11 protein-coding genes are annotated in these 14,988 nt (G+C 62.3%); 4 read left to right on the plus strand and 7 right to left on the minus strand.

Features of this window, described 5'->3' with window-relative positions:
- Positions 1–1,128: retention module-containing protein (locus Q8K09_RS00065; RefSeq protein ID WP_305252771.1), on the minus strand; the 1,128-nt coding region annotated here is incomplete at its 3' end.
- Between the two features lie 322 nt (positions 1,129–1,450).
- Here Q8K09_RS00065 and Q8K09_RS00070 point away from each other — a divergent pair.
- The 3 genes from Q8K09_RS00070 (at position 1,451) to Q8K09_RS00080 (ending at position 6,395) form a co-directional block, all read left to right on the plus strand.
- Positions 1,451–2,794, plus strand: a complete 1,344-nt coding sequence (locus tag Q8K09_RS00070; RefSeq protein WP_305252773.1) for a TolC family outer membrane protein — start codon at positions 1,451–1,453, stop codon at positions 2,792–2,794.
- Between the two features lie 81 nt (positions 2,795–2,875).
- Entirely contained in the window at positions 2,876–5,032 is a 2,157-nt protein-coding gene (locus Q8K09_RS00075) for a type I secretion system permease/ATPase (protein WP_305252774.1), read from the plus strand.
- Between the two features lie 58 nt (positions 5,033–5,090).
- The gene (locus Q8K09_RS00080) at positions 5,091–6,395 is read left to right on the plus strand and encodes an HlyD family type I secretion periplasmic adaptor subunit (RefSeq protein ID WP_305252787.1); all 1,305 of its coding nucleotides are present in this window, start codon (positions 5,091–5,093) and stop codon (positions 6,393–6,395) included.
- Positions 6,396–6,535: 140 nt separating this feature from the next.
- On the opposite strand, the gene mmsB is transcribed toward Q8K09_RS00080, so the two are convergent.
- From mmsB to Q8K09_RS00110, 6 genes are all read right to left on the minus strand, one after another.
- Complete coding sequence (mmsB, locus tag Q8K09_RS00085) at positions 6,536–7,432, minus strand: 3-hydroxyisobutyrate dehydrogenase (protein ID WP_305252776.1); 897 nt, start codon at positions 7,430–7,432, stop codon at positions 6,536–6,538.
- Between the two features lie 97 nt (positions 7,433–7,529).
- Positions 7,530–8,633 (minus strand): enoyl-CoA hydratase/isomerase family protein, encoded by a 1,104-nt coding sequence (locus Q8K09_RS00090; RefSeq protein ID WP_305252778.1) that lies wholly within the window; start codon positions 8,631–8,633, stop codon positions 7,530–7,532.
- A gap of 45 nt (positions 8,634–8,678) precedes the next feature.
- Entirely contained in the window at positions 8,679–9,497 is an 819-nt protein-coding gene (locus Q8K09_RS00095) for an enoyl-CoA hydratase (protein ID WP_305252780.1), read from the minus strand.
- A 124-nt stretch (positions 9,498–9,621) separates the two neighbouring features.
- Positions 9,622–10,788 (minus strand): isobutyryl-CoA dehydrogenase, encoded by a 1,167-nt coding sequence (locus tag Q8K09_RS00100; RefSeq protein ID WP_305252781.1) that lies wholly within the window; start codon positions 10,786–10,788, stop codon positions 9,622–9,624.
- Between the two features lie 6 nt (positions 10,789–10,794).
- Positions 10,795–12,042, minus strand: coding sequence for a substrate-binding protein (locus Q8K09_RS00105; protein WP_305252783.1), 1,248 nt, complete (start codon positions 12,040–12,042; stop codon positions 10,795–10,797).
- A gap of 245 nt (positions 12,043–12,287) precedes the next feature.
- Positions 12,288–13,781 (minus strand): CoA-acylating methylmalonate-semialdehyde dehydrogenase, encoded by a 1,494-nt coding sequence (locus Q8K09_RS00110; RefSeq protein WP_305252784.1) that lies wholly within the window; start codon positions 13,779–13,781, stop codon positions 12,288–12,290.
- A gap of 128 nt (positions 13,782–13,909) precedes the next feature.
- Here Q8K09_RS00110 and Q8K09_RS00115 point away from each other — a divergent pair, with 128 nt between their 5' ends.
- Positions 13,910–14,791: an AraC family transcriptional regulator gene (locus Q8K09_RS00115; protein WP_305252786.1), complete on the plus strand. Its 882-nt coding sequence runs from the start codon at positions 13,910–13,912 to the stop codon at positions 14,789–14,791.
- Positions 14,792–14,988: the final 197 nt, after the last annotated feature.

Raw genomic sequence — 14,988 nt, forward strand, 5'->3', positions numbered from 1 at the left:
GACGGCGACGTCATCAGCGGTGAAACCGCTGACGGCCTCACTGAAGGTAAAGGTGAAGGTCACAGGACCAGTGGCCACACCGGCGACGTTGTCGGTGATGACCAGGGTCGGCGCCAGGGTGTCGAGGGTAAAGGTCAGGGTCGACGGAACCGAGGTGTTGCCGGCGACATCGGTCTGACGCACTTGAATGCTGTTGCTGCCTTCCACGGCCACCGGTGCGGTGGTGCGCCAGTCGGTGCCGTTGAGGCTGTACTCGACCAGGGCGCCGGCTTCGGTGCCGCTGATGGTGTAGGTACCGTTGCTGGTGATGGCATCGGCGTCGCTGCTACCGGTGTCGGTAGTCAGGCTGATGCTCGGCGCGGCAACCAGGGTGTCGAGGGTGAAGGTCAGGGTCGACGGAACCGAGGTGTTGCCGGCGACATCGGTCTGACGCACTTGAATGCTGTTGCTGCCTTCGACGGCGGTCGGTGCGGTAGTGCTCCAGTCGGTACCGTTGAGGCTGTACTCGACCAGGGCGCCGGGCTCGGTGCCGCTTACGGTGTAGCTGCCATCGTTGCTGATCAGATCACCGGCTATACCGCTATCAACCAATAGGGTCAGGGTTGGTGCAGTTGGCGGGGTGATGTCGCCAAGGTTGGCGGCATCGCCATCGCCCGCAAGTCCGAGAGTGTCATCTTGGCTGTCGCCTGCAAACCCCAATCCTTCAGTATCAAACCCAACCGTCGGATCAAGCTGCTGGCCCGTTTCATCCAGCATCACGAAGCTGTGGCCACCACCTGCTGCGCCACCGGTCCCGCCTGCAGTGCCCGGACCTGCGGCAGGGGCTTCTAGGTCGGCCGTGGGGTCGAAGCCGGCTGCGATGGCTTGTTCTAGGTCTGAGGCGGGCTGCTGCGGGGCAGCGGCTTGATCTGGGGCTTGGCCCCCGGCGGCTTGCCAATTGCCATTGGCTGCGATGTCGATCACGTCGCCATTGGCCATTTCGAGGACTGCCGAGCCGCCTGATGCGGTCACTACCTGGTCGCCCTGGAACAGGCGTTCGCCTTCGAACACTTGCCGCCTCAGGCCGTCGAGGGATACAACGAATACTTGACCCACAAGGCTCTTAATAACGGCGACAAAATTGCTCATGTGTAAGCTCCAGACGCCCAGGGCGTGGTGTGATCCTTGGATTGATGTGGCAGGGCCAGTATAAATAAAAGGCCTGCTGTCATTTATTTGGCGACAATAAACTGGCTTACTCTAAGTGAATCCGGTTACGTGCCAAACTATTGACCGCTCTTTCGCGATAATACACACTCGCTGTCGTTGATGTCACTTTGATATTGATTCAGCTTCCATGTCGCCTTTGTCGTCTTGAGCAAGGGGAGTGTTTGACTGGATTGCCGTGCAGCGATTGGTGGCCCAGTGTGGGCGCCGCCTGCTCCTCTGCCTGAAAGGAATCTACCTTCCGATGCGTTCTTTAATCCTGCTTCCCCTCGCTCTCGCGATCTCCTTGTCGGCCAACGGCCAGACCCTTAACGAAGCCATGCAGAGCGCCCTTGAGGTGCATCCGGAAATCCAGGCAGGGGTCAATGCGCGCCTGTCGGTTGAGGAGCAGATGAACGCCGCCAGGGGTGGTTATCTGCCGCAGGTCGATTTGCTTGCCGGTTATGGCCGTGAGGGCACCGACAGCCCCGGCACCCGTGGCACCACGCACAATACCGAGACGCTGACCCGCAGTGAGTCGAGCCTGCGTCTGCAGCAGATGTTGTTCGACGGTTTTGCCACCAGCAGCGAAGTCGGTCGCCAGCGCGCCACCGTGAATGCGCGTGCTTATGAACTGTTGAGCACATCCGAGCGCACCGCGTTGTCTGTGGCTCAGGTTTATCTGGAGGTGCTCAAGCGCCGCGACATGGTGCGCCTGGCTGAGGATAACCTGCGCAGTCACGAGCGCATCTATGATCAGATCTCCTTGCGCAGCGAGCGCGGAGTAGGGCGTATGGCCGACCTCGATCAGGCCGAGGCGCGTCTGGCGCAAGCGCGTAACAATCTGATCACTGAGCAGACTAATCTGGCCGATGCACAGGTCAATTATTACAGCGTGATTGGTCGCGACCCGAGCGAGCTGACCATGCCGCAAGGGTTGTCCGGGCGTCTGCCAGAAAACTTGCAGGCCGCTCGCGAGGAAATGCTGGCGAATAACCCGCTTTTGAGTTCGGCTGAGTCCGATGTTCAGGCCACTGAGCAGCAGTATGAAGCGTCCAAGTCGACGTTTTATCCGCGCATTGATGCCGAGCTGTCGCAGGGGCTCGACAACAACATTGACGGCGTGTCCGGCCACAGTAATGAATGGCAGGCGATGCTGCGCATGCGCTACAACCTGTTTGCTGGCGGTAGCAACAAGGCCGACATGCAGTCCAAGGCGCACCAGGTGAACCAGGCCATGGATATCCGCAATAATGCATTGCGTGTATTGAACGAAGACCTCGGTCTGGCCTGGAACGCCCTGCAGAACTCGCGTCAGCAACTGCCAATCGCTCAGCAATATGTCGATTACAGCAGTCGGGTGCGTGATTCGTACCAGAAGCAGTTCGGTTTGGGTGAGCGGACCTTGCTCGACCTGCTGGACAGTGAGAACGAACTGTTCACCGCGGCTCGTCGCCTCGAAGAAGTGCGCTTCACGGAACTGTTTACTCAATACCGGATCAAGGCGACCATGGGCTCCCTGCTGCAGAGCCAAGGTGTAGTTGCACCCATGGCTGCGGCACCGCTGGATGTGGTGAAGGCCAAGGTGACACTGCCGGGCCTGAACTGAGCTGTGAAAAACGCTCGCGACGGCGCTCGATGTTTTCACAGCCTCTGAGAGCGGTCTTTTTCCGTACATGAGTGATTTTTTGTGGCAGTAGATCTCAGCCAGGCCCCGCCCCGTAGCGATCCGCGTGATCGCTACGACGATCCACTGCTCGACAGCCTGCTGTCACTGTGCAGCTTGCATCAGAAATCGGTCAGTCGCGCGATGCTCACGGCTGGCCTGCCACTCCCCGAGCAGCGCCTGAGTGTCGAGTTGCTGCCCCGTGCGGCGGCGCGCGCTGGCCTGCAAGGGCGTTGGCTGCGTCGCGCCTTGGACAAAATCCCGGCCTTGGCCATGCCCGCGCTGTTGTTGCTGCGCGAAGGTCGCAGTGCGGTCTTGCTCGGTTGGGACGAGCAAGGGCGTGCGCGGATCATGCCCAGCGAGAGTGAGGGTGGCGAAGTGCTCGTCAGTGCCCAGGTGCTGGCCGAGGATTACAGTGGCCAGGTGTTCTTTGCCCAGCCGCTGCACAAGTTCGACTTCAACCGTGGTGAGCTGATTCCGCGGGCGACGTCCTGGTTTCGCGACACCCTCAAGCGTTCCCGCTGGCTCTACATAGATGCTATTGCGGCCAGTTTCCTGATCAGTCTGATCGGCCTGGCCACGCCGCTGTTTGTCATGAACGTGTATGACCGGGTGGTGCCTAACCAGGCCGAGGCCACGCTCTGGGTGCTGGCGATCGGTATCTGTGGTGTGTACCTGTTCGATCTGCTGCTGAAGACCTTGCGCGGTCTGTGCCTTGATCTGGCCGGCAAGAAAACCGACCTGATCATTTCGGCGACCCTGTTCGAGCGCGTCGTCGGCATGGCCATGAAATACCGCCCGGCGCGGGTTGGCAGTTTCGCGCAGAACATTCACGAGTTTCAGAGCCTGCGCGACTTTCTTGCCTCGCTGACCCTGGCGAGTGTCATCGATCTACCGTTCACCCTGCTGATTCTGGCGGTAATCGCCATGATCGGTGGCCACCTGGTGTGGATTCCGGTATTGGCCTTTCCGCTGGTCGCCCTGATCGGTTGGGCGCTGCAGCGACCGCTGGCGGAAACCATGGAACGCACCATGGCGCTGGCTGCTGAGCGTCAGTCGAGTCTGATCGAAAGCCTCGCCGGGCTGGATGCGGTCAAGGTCAATAATGCCGAGAGCGAGCGCCAGTATCTGTGGGAACAGACCATCGGCACCCTCAGTCGCTTGGAGTTGCGCGCACGTATGCTCTCCAGCTTGGCGATGAATGCGACCATGCTGTTGCAACAATTGGCCGGCGTGATCGTCATCGTTTTCGGTGTCTACCAGATCATCGACGGCCAGTTGAGCATGGGTGGCCTGATCGCCTGCTACATGCTCAGCAGCCGTGCACTTGGCCCGCTGACCCAGTTATCCGGCCTGCTGACCCGTTACCAGCAGGCGCGCGTTACCCTCGAGTCGGTCAACCAGATGATGACCCTGCCGCAGGAGCGTCAGGAAGAGGAACGGCCGCTCAAGCGTCAGGCATTGCAGGGCGCCATTGAGTTTCGCCAGCTGGATTTCCACTATCCGGACCAGCAGCAGGCCGCCTTGCAGAACATCAACCTGGTGGTGCGACCCGGCGAGAAGATCGGCATCATCGGCCGCAGCGGCTCGGGCAAGAGTTCGCTGGCCAAGCTGATCGTTGGCTTGTATCAGCCGGATGCCGGCAGCCTGTTGGTCGACGGCGTCGATGTGCGCCAGCTGGATGTCAGCGATCTGCGCCACAACATCGGCTACGTGCCCCAGGATATCCAGCTGTTTTCCGGCACCCTGCGTGACAACCTGGCAGTGGGGGCGCGCTACGTGGAGGATGAACTGGTCTTGCAGGCATCCGAGCTGGCCGGGGTGCATGAGTTCGTGCGCCTGCATCCCAAGGGCTACGAGCTGCAGGTCGGCGAGCGTGGACAGAATCTTTCCGGCGGGCAGCGGCAGAACGTGGCTTTGGCGCGGGCGTTGCTGCTCGACCCGCAAATCCTGCTGTTTGACGAGCCGACCAGCGCCATGGACAACACCGGTGAAGAGCGTCTCAAGCAGCGTTTGGCTGCTGTTATCGGCAGCAAGACCCTGCTGCTGGTTACCCATCGTGCCTCGATGCTCAGTCTGGTAGACCGGCTGATCATCGTCGATCGCGGGCAGATCATCGCCGACGGGCCAAAAGGTAGCGTGATGGAAGCGCTGAAGAAGGGGCAGATCAGTGTCAGTTAAGCCGCCTAAGAAGAGCCTGCGTCAGGCCGTTGCCGCGTATTTCGGCAGCCATGACGGGATGGGCGACGAGCCGCTGCCGGAAGTCAGCAAGGCGTTGATCGAGGATGCGCCCAGGGTCATTCGCCTGACTATCTGGGGCCTGATTGCCTTCGTCGCCTTCTGCCTGTTGTGGGCGCATTTTGCCGTGGTTGACGAGGTGACTCGCGGCGATGGCAAGGCGATTCCTTTTTCGCGGCTGCAGAAAATCCAGAACCTGGAAGGCGGTATCGTTTCCGAGCTGTTCGTCCGTGAGGGCCAGATCGTCAATGTCGGCGATCCGCTGCTGCGCCTGGATGACACCCGTTTTGCGTCCAACGTCGGCGAAACGGAGGCGGATCGTCTGGCCTTGCTGCTGCGGGTCGAGCGCCTGAGTGCGGAAGTCCAGGACCGCGAACTGCTGGTGGCCGACGAAGTGCGCGAGAAGGTCCCGCGTCAGGCAGACAACGAAATCGACCTATTCAACAGTCGGCGCCAGCAATTGGCTGACGAGGTCGCCGGACTGGAAGAACAACTGACCCAGCGTCGTCAGGAGTTGCGTGAGTTTGCTTCCAAGCAGAGCCAGTTCAGTAGCAGCCTGGAACTGCTTCGCCAGGAAATTCGCATGTCCGAGCCGCTGGTCGCCGAGGGTGCGATCTCGCCGGTTGAAGTGCTGCGCTTGAAGCGTGCCGAGGTGGAGAGCCGCGGCCAGTTGCAGGCCACGACCCTGGCGATGCCGCGCGCCGAGGCCGCGATCAAGGAAGTCGAGCGCAAGATCGACGAAACCCGCGGGCGCTTTCGCAGCGATGCGCTGACCCAGTTGAATGAGGCGCGCACCGATCTGAGCAAGATCCAGTCGACCGGCAAGGCGCTGGAAGATCGGGTCAACCGTACGCTGGTCATCTCACCGGTGCGCGGCATCGTCAAACAACTGCTGGTGAACACCATCGGCGGGGTGATTCAGCCGGGCAGCGACCTGGTGGAGATCGTGCCGCTGGGCGAAAACCTGCTGGTGGAGGCGCGTATTCGCCCGCAGGACATCGCCTTCCTCCATCCGGGGCAGGAGGCCATAGTCAAGTTCACCGCCTATGACTACACCATTTATGGCGGACTCAAGGCCGAACTGGAGCAGATTGGCGCGGATACCGTGACCGACGATGATGGCAACAGCTTCTACGTGATCAAGCTGCGTACCAACAAGAGCCACCTTGGTAGCGAAGAGCACCCATTGCTGATCATTCCCGGCATGGTCGCCTCGGTGGACATCATCACCGGCAAGAAAAGCGTACTCAGCTACCTGCTCAAGCCGATCATCCGCGCCCGTGCCGAGGCGCTGCGCGAGCGGTAGGGTGCGTCGGTGTAGGGTGCGCCGCGCCTGGGCGCTGGTGAGTTTTCTTGGTGTGCACGGCGCACCCTACGACTGCTGAACCGCCGAGAAATCCTGCTTGTTCCTGCCCGGATTGCATCCGGGCTACAAAAGCCGCGCTCTTACTCGACGAATAACTGCTGGACCACCGAAAAGTCCTGCTTGCCCTTGCCCTGCTTGAGCAGCAGGCGATACAGCTGCAACGCCAGGGCGCCCATCGGCGTGCTGCTGCCGCTGTGTTGCGCGGCTTCCTGGGCCAGGCCGAGGTCCTTGGTCATCAGCTCGGCCATAAAGCCGCCCGAGTAGTCCCTGCTGGCAGGGGCGTTTTCCATTACGCCGGGCCAGGGGTTGTATTTTTCCAGGGTCCAGTTGCCGCCTGAACTCTGGCGCATGATCTCGGCCAGCACCGCTGGCTCCAGGCCGTTGGCCACGCCCAGGGCCATGGCTTCGGCGGTGGCGATCATCTGTACCGCCAGCACCTGGTTGTTGCACACCTTGGCGACCTGGCCGGCGCCATCGGGGCCGGCGTGGAAGATGTTGCTGCCCATGACGGCGAACAGTGGCCGGGCTTTTTCCAGGGTGCTGGCCTGACCGCCGATCATGAAGGTCAGGGTGCCCGCGGTGGCGCCGGCAGTACCGCCGGAAACCGGGGCGTCGAGCAGTTCCAGGCCACGTTCGGCAGCGGCCTTATGCACCTTGCGCGCGGATTCCGGGGCGATGGTCGAACACTCCAGAATCAGGGTGCCGGGTTTGAGTATCTTGAGCAGGCCATGATTGCCTGGAGCGTCGCCCAGATACAGGCCTTCGACATGCCGGCTGGCTGGCAGCATGCTGATCACCACGTCGGCGTCCTGTACCGCCTCGGCCGCGTTGGTGGCGGCGTGCGCGCCTTCCTTGGTCAGTTCGTCCATTGCGGCCTGCACCAGGTCGAAGACCTTGAGCGTGAAGCCGGCCCTGAGCAGGTTACGGGCCATGGGCAGGCCCATATGGCCGAGGCCGATAAAAGCAATCTGGGTCATGGTTATTGTTCTCCTCGTAGGGTGCGCCGTGCGCACCGGGCGTCCATGGGGTGGTGCGCGCAGCCTAGGCGGCCCCGCCCACCCTGCGCGTGTGCATTCATAAATCGGCCAGCGGATGCTCGCCTTCCCAGGTTGCAGTGAAGTGCGCTTCGATTACTTCTGCGGGAAGAGTCGCTACGTCCGGCCAGTGCCAGTGCGGTGCCTGATCTTTGTCGATGAGGCGGGCGCGCACGCCTTCGACCAGCTCCGGATGGCGGCAACAGTTCAGACTCATGGCGTACTCCATCTGGAATACCTGGGCCACCGACAGGTGGCGGGCGCGAATGATCTGTTGCCAGACCAGGTGGGCGCTCAGTGGGCAGCCGGCCGCCAGGGTCTTGGCTGCGCGCGCCAGCAGCAGATCACTGTCGCTGTGCAGGGCGGTGAGGGCGCGCCAGGCGCTGGGTAGGTCGGCCTGATCGAGCAGCGTGTCGATGCGCTCGCGTCGCGGCAGCCATTGTGCCTCCGGCAGTTCGCCGCGGGCCTCGTGTTCCAGCGCTTTGAACAGGCTGTGCAGCTGCCGCTGTGATTGCTCCAGCCAGTTCAGTTGCACCAGCCCTTCGAGCAGGGCGTCCTGCTGGTTGTCGAGCAGGAAGCGGTCGGCCAAGCCCAGGTCCAGGGCGTCGCGGGCGTTGATGCTGCTGGCGGTGAGGCCGAGGAACAGTCCGAGCTTGCCCGGCAGGCGGTTGAGGAACCAGCTGCCGCCGACATCCGGATACAGGCCGATATTGATTTCCGGCATCCCCAGGCGACTCGACGGGGTGACGATGCGCAGGCCGGCGCCCTGCATCAGGCCCATGCCGCCGCCTAGCACATGGCCGTGGGCCCAGCAGATCAGCGGCTTCGGGTAGCGATGAATACGGTGGTCGAGGCGGTATTCGTCGGCAAAGAAGCGCCGTGCCAGGGGCGGCACTTCGCCGGGATGTTCGCGGCATTGCTGCACCAGCTGCACCACGTCGCCGCCGGCGCAGAACGCCTTAGGGCCGTTGCCGCGCAGCAGCACGCAGGCGATGCTCGGGTCGTCCGCCCAGGCCTTGAGCTTGGCATCCAGCGCTTCGATCATTGGCAGGGTCAGGGCGTTGAGGCTTTTTTCGGCAGCCAGGCTGGCGATGCCGATGCGAAAGCCATGCAGGCTGTGGTGTTCTTCGAAAATCACATTCATGTTGCGGGTTCCTGGTGCGCACGGCGCACCCTACGGGGAATAGGGTTACTTATTGCGCCACTGCGGCTCGCGTTTTTCCAGGAAGGCGTTCACTCCCTCGCGAGTGTCGTCGGCGTCGAACAGGTCGATGAAGCGTTCGCGCTCTTCGCTTAGCCAAGTGCTCGGGCTGCGCTCGCGGGCGCCCTGGATCAGCGGTTTGATGGTGCGCACGGCCACCGGACTCTGCCGTGCGACCTTGGCGGCCAGCAGTAGGGCATGGCCGCGCGCTTCACCGCTGTCGACTACTTGCTCGACCAGGCCGATGCGCAGGGCAGTTTCGGCGTCGATGCGCTCGCCGCAGAGGATCATGCGCTTGGCCCAGCCTTCGCCGACCAGCCAGCTTAGGTGTTGGGTGCCGCCGGCGCAGGGCAGCAGGCCCACGGCGGCTTCCGGCAGGGCCATTTGTGCTTGCCGTTCGGCGATGCGCAGGTCGCAGGCAAGGGCGCACTCCAGGCCTCCGCCCATGGCGTAGCCGTTGATCGCGGCGATCGACACGCCGCGAAAGTCGCGCAGTGCCTCGAAGGCTTCGCCGAAGCGCCGCGCCATTTCACGGGCACGGGCCTTGTCACCGTCGGCGAACAGCTTGAGGTCGGCGCCGGCGCTGAAGAACTTGCCGCCCTGGCCGGTTACTACCAGGGCGTAGATGTCGTCGTCGCGGTTGAGGTGCTCGATCAGTTGCTTGAGGCCGATCAGCGAGTCACGGTCCCAGGTATTGGCCGGCGGGTGATTGATGGTGATCAGCGCGGTGTGGCCGTGCTTTTCCACGGTGATCTTGTGGGTCAGGTCGAATACACCTGGGTGGTAGGGTTCGATGGCGTGGCTCATAAGTGTCCTCATCTTCGCTTGGGTAGGAGCCAGGGGGACGCCTAGTCTTTGCTGGCGATGCTTTTGGGCAATTAATCGCCGGCCCCGGATCGCCAGCAAGCTGGCTCCTACAAATTTGTTTTGCTCAGAGCAGGCGATCCAGCATGCCGCCCTGGTCAAGCAGGCGGCGGGCGATGATCACCCGCATGATTTCGTTGGTGCCTTCGAGAATCTGGTGCACGCGGCTGTCGCGCACCCAGCGCTCCAGCGGGTAGTCGTTTAGATAACCGTAGCCGCCATGCAGCTGCAGCGCATCGTTGCACAGGGTAAAACAGTGATCGGTGGCGAAGCGTTTGGCCATGGCGCAGTAGAGGCTGGCTTCGCCGTGGCCCTGGTCCAGCTTGTGCGCGGCCAGGCGCACCATCTGACGGCTGGCCGTGAGGTCGGTGAGCATGTCGGCCAGCTTGAATTGCAGGGCCTGAAACTCGCTGAGTGGTTTGCCAAACTGTTTACGTTCTTCGACGTAGCGCAACGATTGCTCCAGCGCCGCCTGGGCCGCGCCGAGCGAGCAACTGGCGATGTTGATACGGCCGCCATCCAGACCTTTCATGGCGTAGACGAAACCCTGGCCCTCGGGACCGATGCGGTTGCCGGCGGGGATGCGTACGTTCTCGAAAGTAATGGTGCGGGTCGGCTGGGCGCGCCAGCCCATCTTCAGCTCGTTGCGCCCGTACTTCACTCCCTCGGCGTCGGCCGGTACTAGGAAGCAGGAAATCCCCTTGGCGCCGCTGTCTTCGCCGGTGCGCGCCATGACGATCAGTACGTCGGTGGCACCGGCACCAGAGATAAAGCACTTGCTGCCGTCGATCAGGTAGTCGTCACCGTCACGCTTGGCGCGGGTGCGCAGGTGGGCGGCATCGGAGCCGGCATCTGGCTCGGTCAGGCAGTAGGAGGCGAGCAATTCGCCGCTGACCAGGCGCGCCAGCCAGGTATCTTTCAGCGCCTGGTCGGCAAACGAGGCGAGCATCCAGGTTGCCATGTTGTGGATGGTCAGGAAGGCCGTGGTCGCGACGCAGCCGGCGGCCAGTTGCTCGAAGATCAGCGCGGCAGAGAGCCGTGACAGGCCCAGGCCGCCGTCTTCGTCCTTGATGTACAGGGCCAGATAGCCCTGCTCGGCGGCCTGTTTGATCACGTCCACCGGGAAGTGGTGGTCGCGGTCCCAGTCGGCGGCGTGCGGCGCCAGTTCGCGGTTGGCGAAAGCGCGGGCGCTATCGACCAGCAGGCGTTGTTCATCGCTGAGTTCGAAATCCATAAGTCCTCACTGCAGGGTTAAGGGTTGCCCGGCTGCCTGTCTTTCGGCTTGCCATTCGGCCAGGCTGGGCGTTGTCTGGTTGGCGTCGAGGCGATCGACGATTTCAAAATAGTCCTGTTTCAGTGGGTCCTTGAGCACTTCGGCGCGGGTCTTCACTTTAACGGCATACACCGTCTGCAGGTTCTGGTGATCGAAGGCGCGCCACTCTTGCGGGCCCTTGAGGAGCTGGTAACGATGACCTTCCAGGGCCTTGATCAAGGCTTCGCTGTCCAGGCTCTTGGCCCGCTGTGCGGCATCGGCCCATTGATAGACGATGCTGTAGGCTGAGGCGGCGGAACTCGACGGGTACATGGCATAGCGCTCGCTGAAGGATTTGACGAAGGCTTCACCCTGGGCGGAGTTCTCCAGTTTAGGCACGCGCCAGGTCCACGGCTCGGTGCCGAGCACACCTTCCATCAGGCCAGGACCGGCTTGCTCGACGATGCTCTGGGTCAGGTTGGGCGCGACTATCTGCATGCGCTTGGTCAAGCCCAGGTCCTTGGCGATGCGCATGGCCCGCACCAGGTCTTCGCCGAACAGCACCAGCACCAGCACTTCAGCGTTGCTCGCGGCGGCCTGGTTCAGCACATCCATGTAATCGGCCAGGCGCGCACCGGGGAAGGGCACCTTGAGCCCAGGGTGTTTGCCGGTGTCTGCGCTGCCGGTAGTCTGGCGTAGCGACTCTTCAGTGGTGTGGCCCCAGGTGTAGTCGGAGGTTACATAGAAATAGCGTTGATCCGGCAGGTGCTTGCTCAGGTACTGGCCAAGCACCCGGGCGCTCATCCAGGCGTTGTTGCACTCACGAAACATGTAGCGGTGCGCGTTCTTGCCGGTGGTGTCGTTGGAGTAGGTGAGCGTGCCGAAATACAGCAGGCCGTGCTTGGCCGCGCGCTGGCCGGAGGCGATTGCCACTGCGCTGGAAGAGCCGCCGAACAGCATGGCCGCACCTTCGCTGGCCAGCTTGTCGACATTGCGCTCGGCCTTGGCCGGGCGCGAGGCGGTATCGCGGCTGGACAGGCGCAGCGAGCGGCCGAGCACACCGCCCTGGGCGTTGAGCTCGTCGATGGCCAGCAAGGCGCCGCGCATCTGGGCCAATCCTTCTTCCTTATAGGGGCCGGTGCGCGGGTAGTTGAGGCCGAGGGTGATTGGCTCGGCGGCCTGCGCGCAGGCGGTTAATCCAGCCCAGAGGGCCAGGGCAGTCGTCAGTCGTTGCATCGTTGTTCTCCTTATTATTTTTGTTGGATCGTGGAGAACTTTTTACGCGGTTAGACTAATTGTCGAGATCGTCTATTGGTCTAACAGATCGCTGAAAAACTACTGCGAGCTGCGCGCAGCCATGCTGCGTTTCGCCTTGTGAGCCACATGGATGTGGGAAATGCCGTTGCCCGTAAGGAACCGGTACGGCCCTTGCCATCGCTCGCCACGGTTTTCAGCGGCCTGTCGACATTGTTAAGCCGTTCTCATTTCAACTGAATGGTCATATTCGCTCCCGCTACGGCGTCCTCATCGAACCAGCGGCTGGTGACGGTCTTGGTTTCGGTGAAGAAACGCACGCCCTGCTTGCCGTAGGCGTGCAAGTCGCCGTAAAACGAGCCTTTCCAGCCGGTGAAGGAGAAGAACGGCAGCGGCACCGGCACGGGTACGTTGATGCCGACCTGGCCGACTTCCACCGCATGCTGATAGTGCCGCGCCGCGCCGCCTGAGCGGGTGAAGATACTGGTGCCGTTGCCGTAGGGGCTGGCGTTGACCAGTTCGATCGCCTGTTCCAGGCTGTCCACTTCCATGCACACCAGCACCGGGCCGAAGATCTCTTCGCGGTACAGGCCCATCTTGGTCGTCACGCCGCGAAACAGGGTCGGGCCGAGCCAGTTGCCGTTGGGGTAGCCTTCTACCGTGCAGTGCGAGCCGTCCAGCAGGCATTCGGCACCTTCCGCTTTGCCCTCGGCGATCAGGCGCAGCACACGCTGCTTGGCCTGCTGGCTGATCAGCGGGCCGAAAGCGGCATGCCCATCGGTCCAGTAGCCGGGTTGCAGCGAGGCCATCTGCGCGTGCAGTTCGTCGATCCATTGTTTCGATTCGCCAACAAACACCGCCACGCTGATCGCCATGCAGCGCTGGCCGGCCGCGCCGCAACTGGCGCCGACCAGGTTGCTCAGCACCTGCAGCTTGTTGGCGTCGGGCATGATCACCATATGGTTCTTGGCCCCGGCGAAGGCCTGCACGCGCTTCAGGTGGTCGGTGCCGGTGCGGTAGATGTGCTGGCCTACCGGCACCGAGCCGACGAAGGAGATCGCACGGATATCCGGGTGCGTGAGCAAGCTGTCGACCACCTCGCGCGCGCCGTGCAGCACCTGCAGCACACCCTTGGGCGCACCGGCCTCGATAAACAGCTCGGCCAGGCGATTGGGGGTCAGCGGATCTTGTTCGGACGGTTTGAGGATAAAGGTGTTGCCGGCGGCGATGGCCAGGGGAAACATCCACAGCGGGATCATCGCCGGAAAATTGAATGGGGTGATGCCGACACACACGCCGAGCGGCTGGATCCAGCTGGCGGTGTCGATGCCCGTGGCCACGTTCTCCATGGTCTCGCCCATCATCAGGCTGGCGATATTACAGGCCTGCTCGACCACCTCGATGCCGCGCCAGACATCGCCCTTGGCATCGGCCAGGGTCTTGCCGGTTTCGCCAGCGAGGATTTCCGCCAGCTCGTCGTGGTGTTCCTTGAGCAAATGCTGGTAACGCAGCATCACCCGCGCGCGGTCGGAGACTGGCACTTCGCGCCAGGTGAGAAAAGCCGCCTTGGCGCTGGCAATCGCCGCTTCGATTTCCTCGGCGGTGGCCTTGGGCGCCAGAGCCAGGACTTCCTGGGTCGCCGGATCGGTGACTTCGATAAATTCACGGGCGCGGCTTTCGCGCCATTCACCGTCGATCAACTGCGGGATTGCCTTGCTCATCGCGCTCTCCACTTCCGGCCCAGGACAGGCCTTGTCATTTTTAGTGTTATAGCCGGGCCAAGCGCGCTTGTGGATTGACGATCTTGGTCAGTGGATGGACTATCTTGGCATTGAGTCGTGGAGGGCGCATGAGCGATCGGGTTGAAACATCAAACTGGCCATTGCCGGCCAATGGTCTGCGCTTCATCACGCCGCCGCGTCTGCGCCGCCTCTTGAGCCATCACCCATTGGCTTCGGGCTGTTACCCGCTGGCGTTGGGGTTCTATCCGAACGCTGGCGGGCACCGCATGAATCGTCCGCTGCCGGAGGATTATCTGTTGATCTATTGCCGCGCCGGCCAAGGCTGGCTGGACACCGGGGATGGACGAATTGCGGTCGCTGGTGGTGATCTGCTGCTGTTGCCCAAGGGCATGCCCCATGCCTATGGCGCCGATCCCGGCAAGCCCTGGACGCTGTTCTGGGTGCACTTCGATGGCGAGCTGGCGGCGGACTTCTTGCGGCCATTGGGCGCGGGGCCGGTCTGGCATATTGGCGTGCAGCCGCGTCTGTTGGCCGAGTTCGATGCGCTGCTTAATCTGCGCAAGCAGGGCCTGAACCTCGCGCATTTCATCTATGCCGCCCATCAGTTGCAGGCGCTGCTGGCCTCCCTGGCGGTGCTGCCGGCGCGAACCACGTTGAAATCGGGGCGGGTGCTGGATGTCTATGCGGTGCAGGCGGTGATGCGTGCTCACCTGCACGGCTCGCTTAATCTCGATGAACTGGCGGCGCAGTTCAAATTGTCGCGTTTCCACTTCGCCAAGACCTACCGCGCCCTGACCGGCCATGCGCCTATCCAGGCGTTCATCCAACTGAAAATGGCCCACGCCTGCCGCCTGCTCGACGAGGGCCAGCAAAGCATCCGCCAGGTGGCCGAACAGTTGGGTTACGAGGACGTGTATTACTTCTCGCGGTTGTTTCGCAAAGTCGTCGGCATGGCGCCCAGCCATTACCGGGCGCTGCACCAGGGCTAAGTCGGAAGTTTTCAGGGAATGGACTGCTGTGTTCGGCTGGGAGCGGTCAGTCCTCTAAATAAATCTGAGAATCATATAGCCGACCTACTCACTCTCGAGTGGGCGCAAAATTCAAGGTGCGAACATTGTCTTTTGCTGTGAGGAGGCCGTGATGAAATTCTGTGGCATAGACCTGCACTCAAACAATAGCGTTGTGG

The organism is Pseudomonas sp. (assembly GCF_030683065.1).
GTDB lineage: Bacteria > Pseudomonadota > Gammaproteobacteria > Pseudomonadales > Pseudomonadaceae > Aquipseudomonas.

Excerpts from the sequence above, each read along its gene's own strand:
- Q8K09_RS00070 (WP_305252773.1), top strand. The coding sequence starts at position 1,451 with ATGCGTTCTTTAATCCTGCTTCCCCTCGCTCTCGCGATCTCCTTGTCG.
- Q8K09_RS00080 (WP_305252787.1), top strand. The coding sequence starts at position 5,091 with ATGGGCGACGAGCCGCTGCCGGAAGTCAGCAAGGCGTTGATCGAGGAT.
- mmsB (WP_305252776.1), bottom strand. The coding sequence starts at position 7,432 with ATGACCCAGATTGCTTTTATCGGCCTCGGCCATATGGGCCTGCCCATG.
- Q8K09_RS00090 (WP_305252778.1), bottom strand. The coding sequence starts at position 8,633 with ATGAATGTGATTTTCGAAGAACACCACAGCCTGCATGGCTTTCGCATC.
- Q8K09_RS00095 (WP_305252780.1), bottom strand. The coding sequence starts at position 9,497 with ATGAGCCACGCCATCGAACCCTACCACCCAGGTGTATTCGACCTGACC.
- Q8K09_RS00100 (WP_305252781.1), bottom strand. The coding sequence starts at position 10,788 with ATGGATTTCGAACTCAGCGATGAACAACGCCTGCTGGTCGATAGCGCC.
- Q8K09_RS00105 (WP_305252783.1), bottom strand. The coding sequence starts at position 12,042 with ATGCAACGACTGACGACTGCCCTGGCCCTCTGGGCTGGATTAACCGCC.
- Q8K09_RS00110 (WP_305252784.1), bottom strand. The coding sequence starts at position 13,781 with ATGAGCAAGGCAATCCCGCAGTTGATCGACGGTGAATGGCGCGAAAGC.
- Q8K09_RS00115 (WP_305252786.1), top strand. The coding sequence starts at position 13,910 with ATGAGCGATCGGGTTGAAACATCAAACTGGCCATTGCCGGCCAATGGT.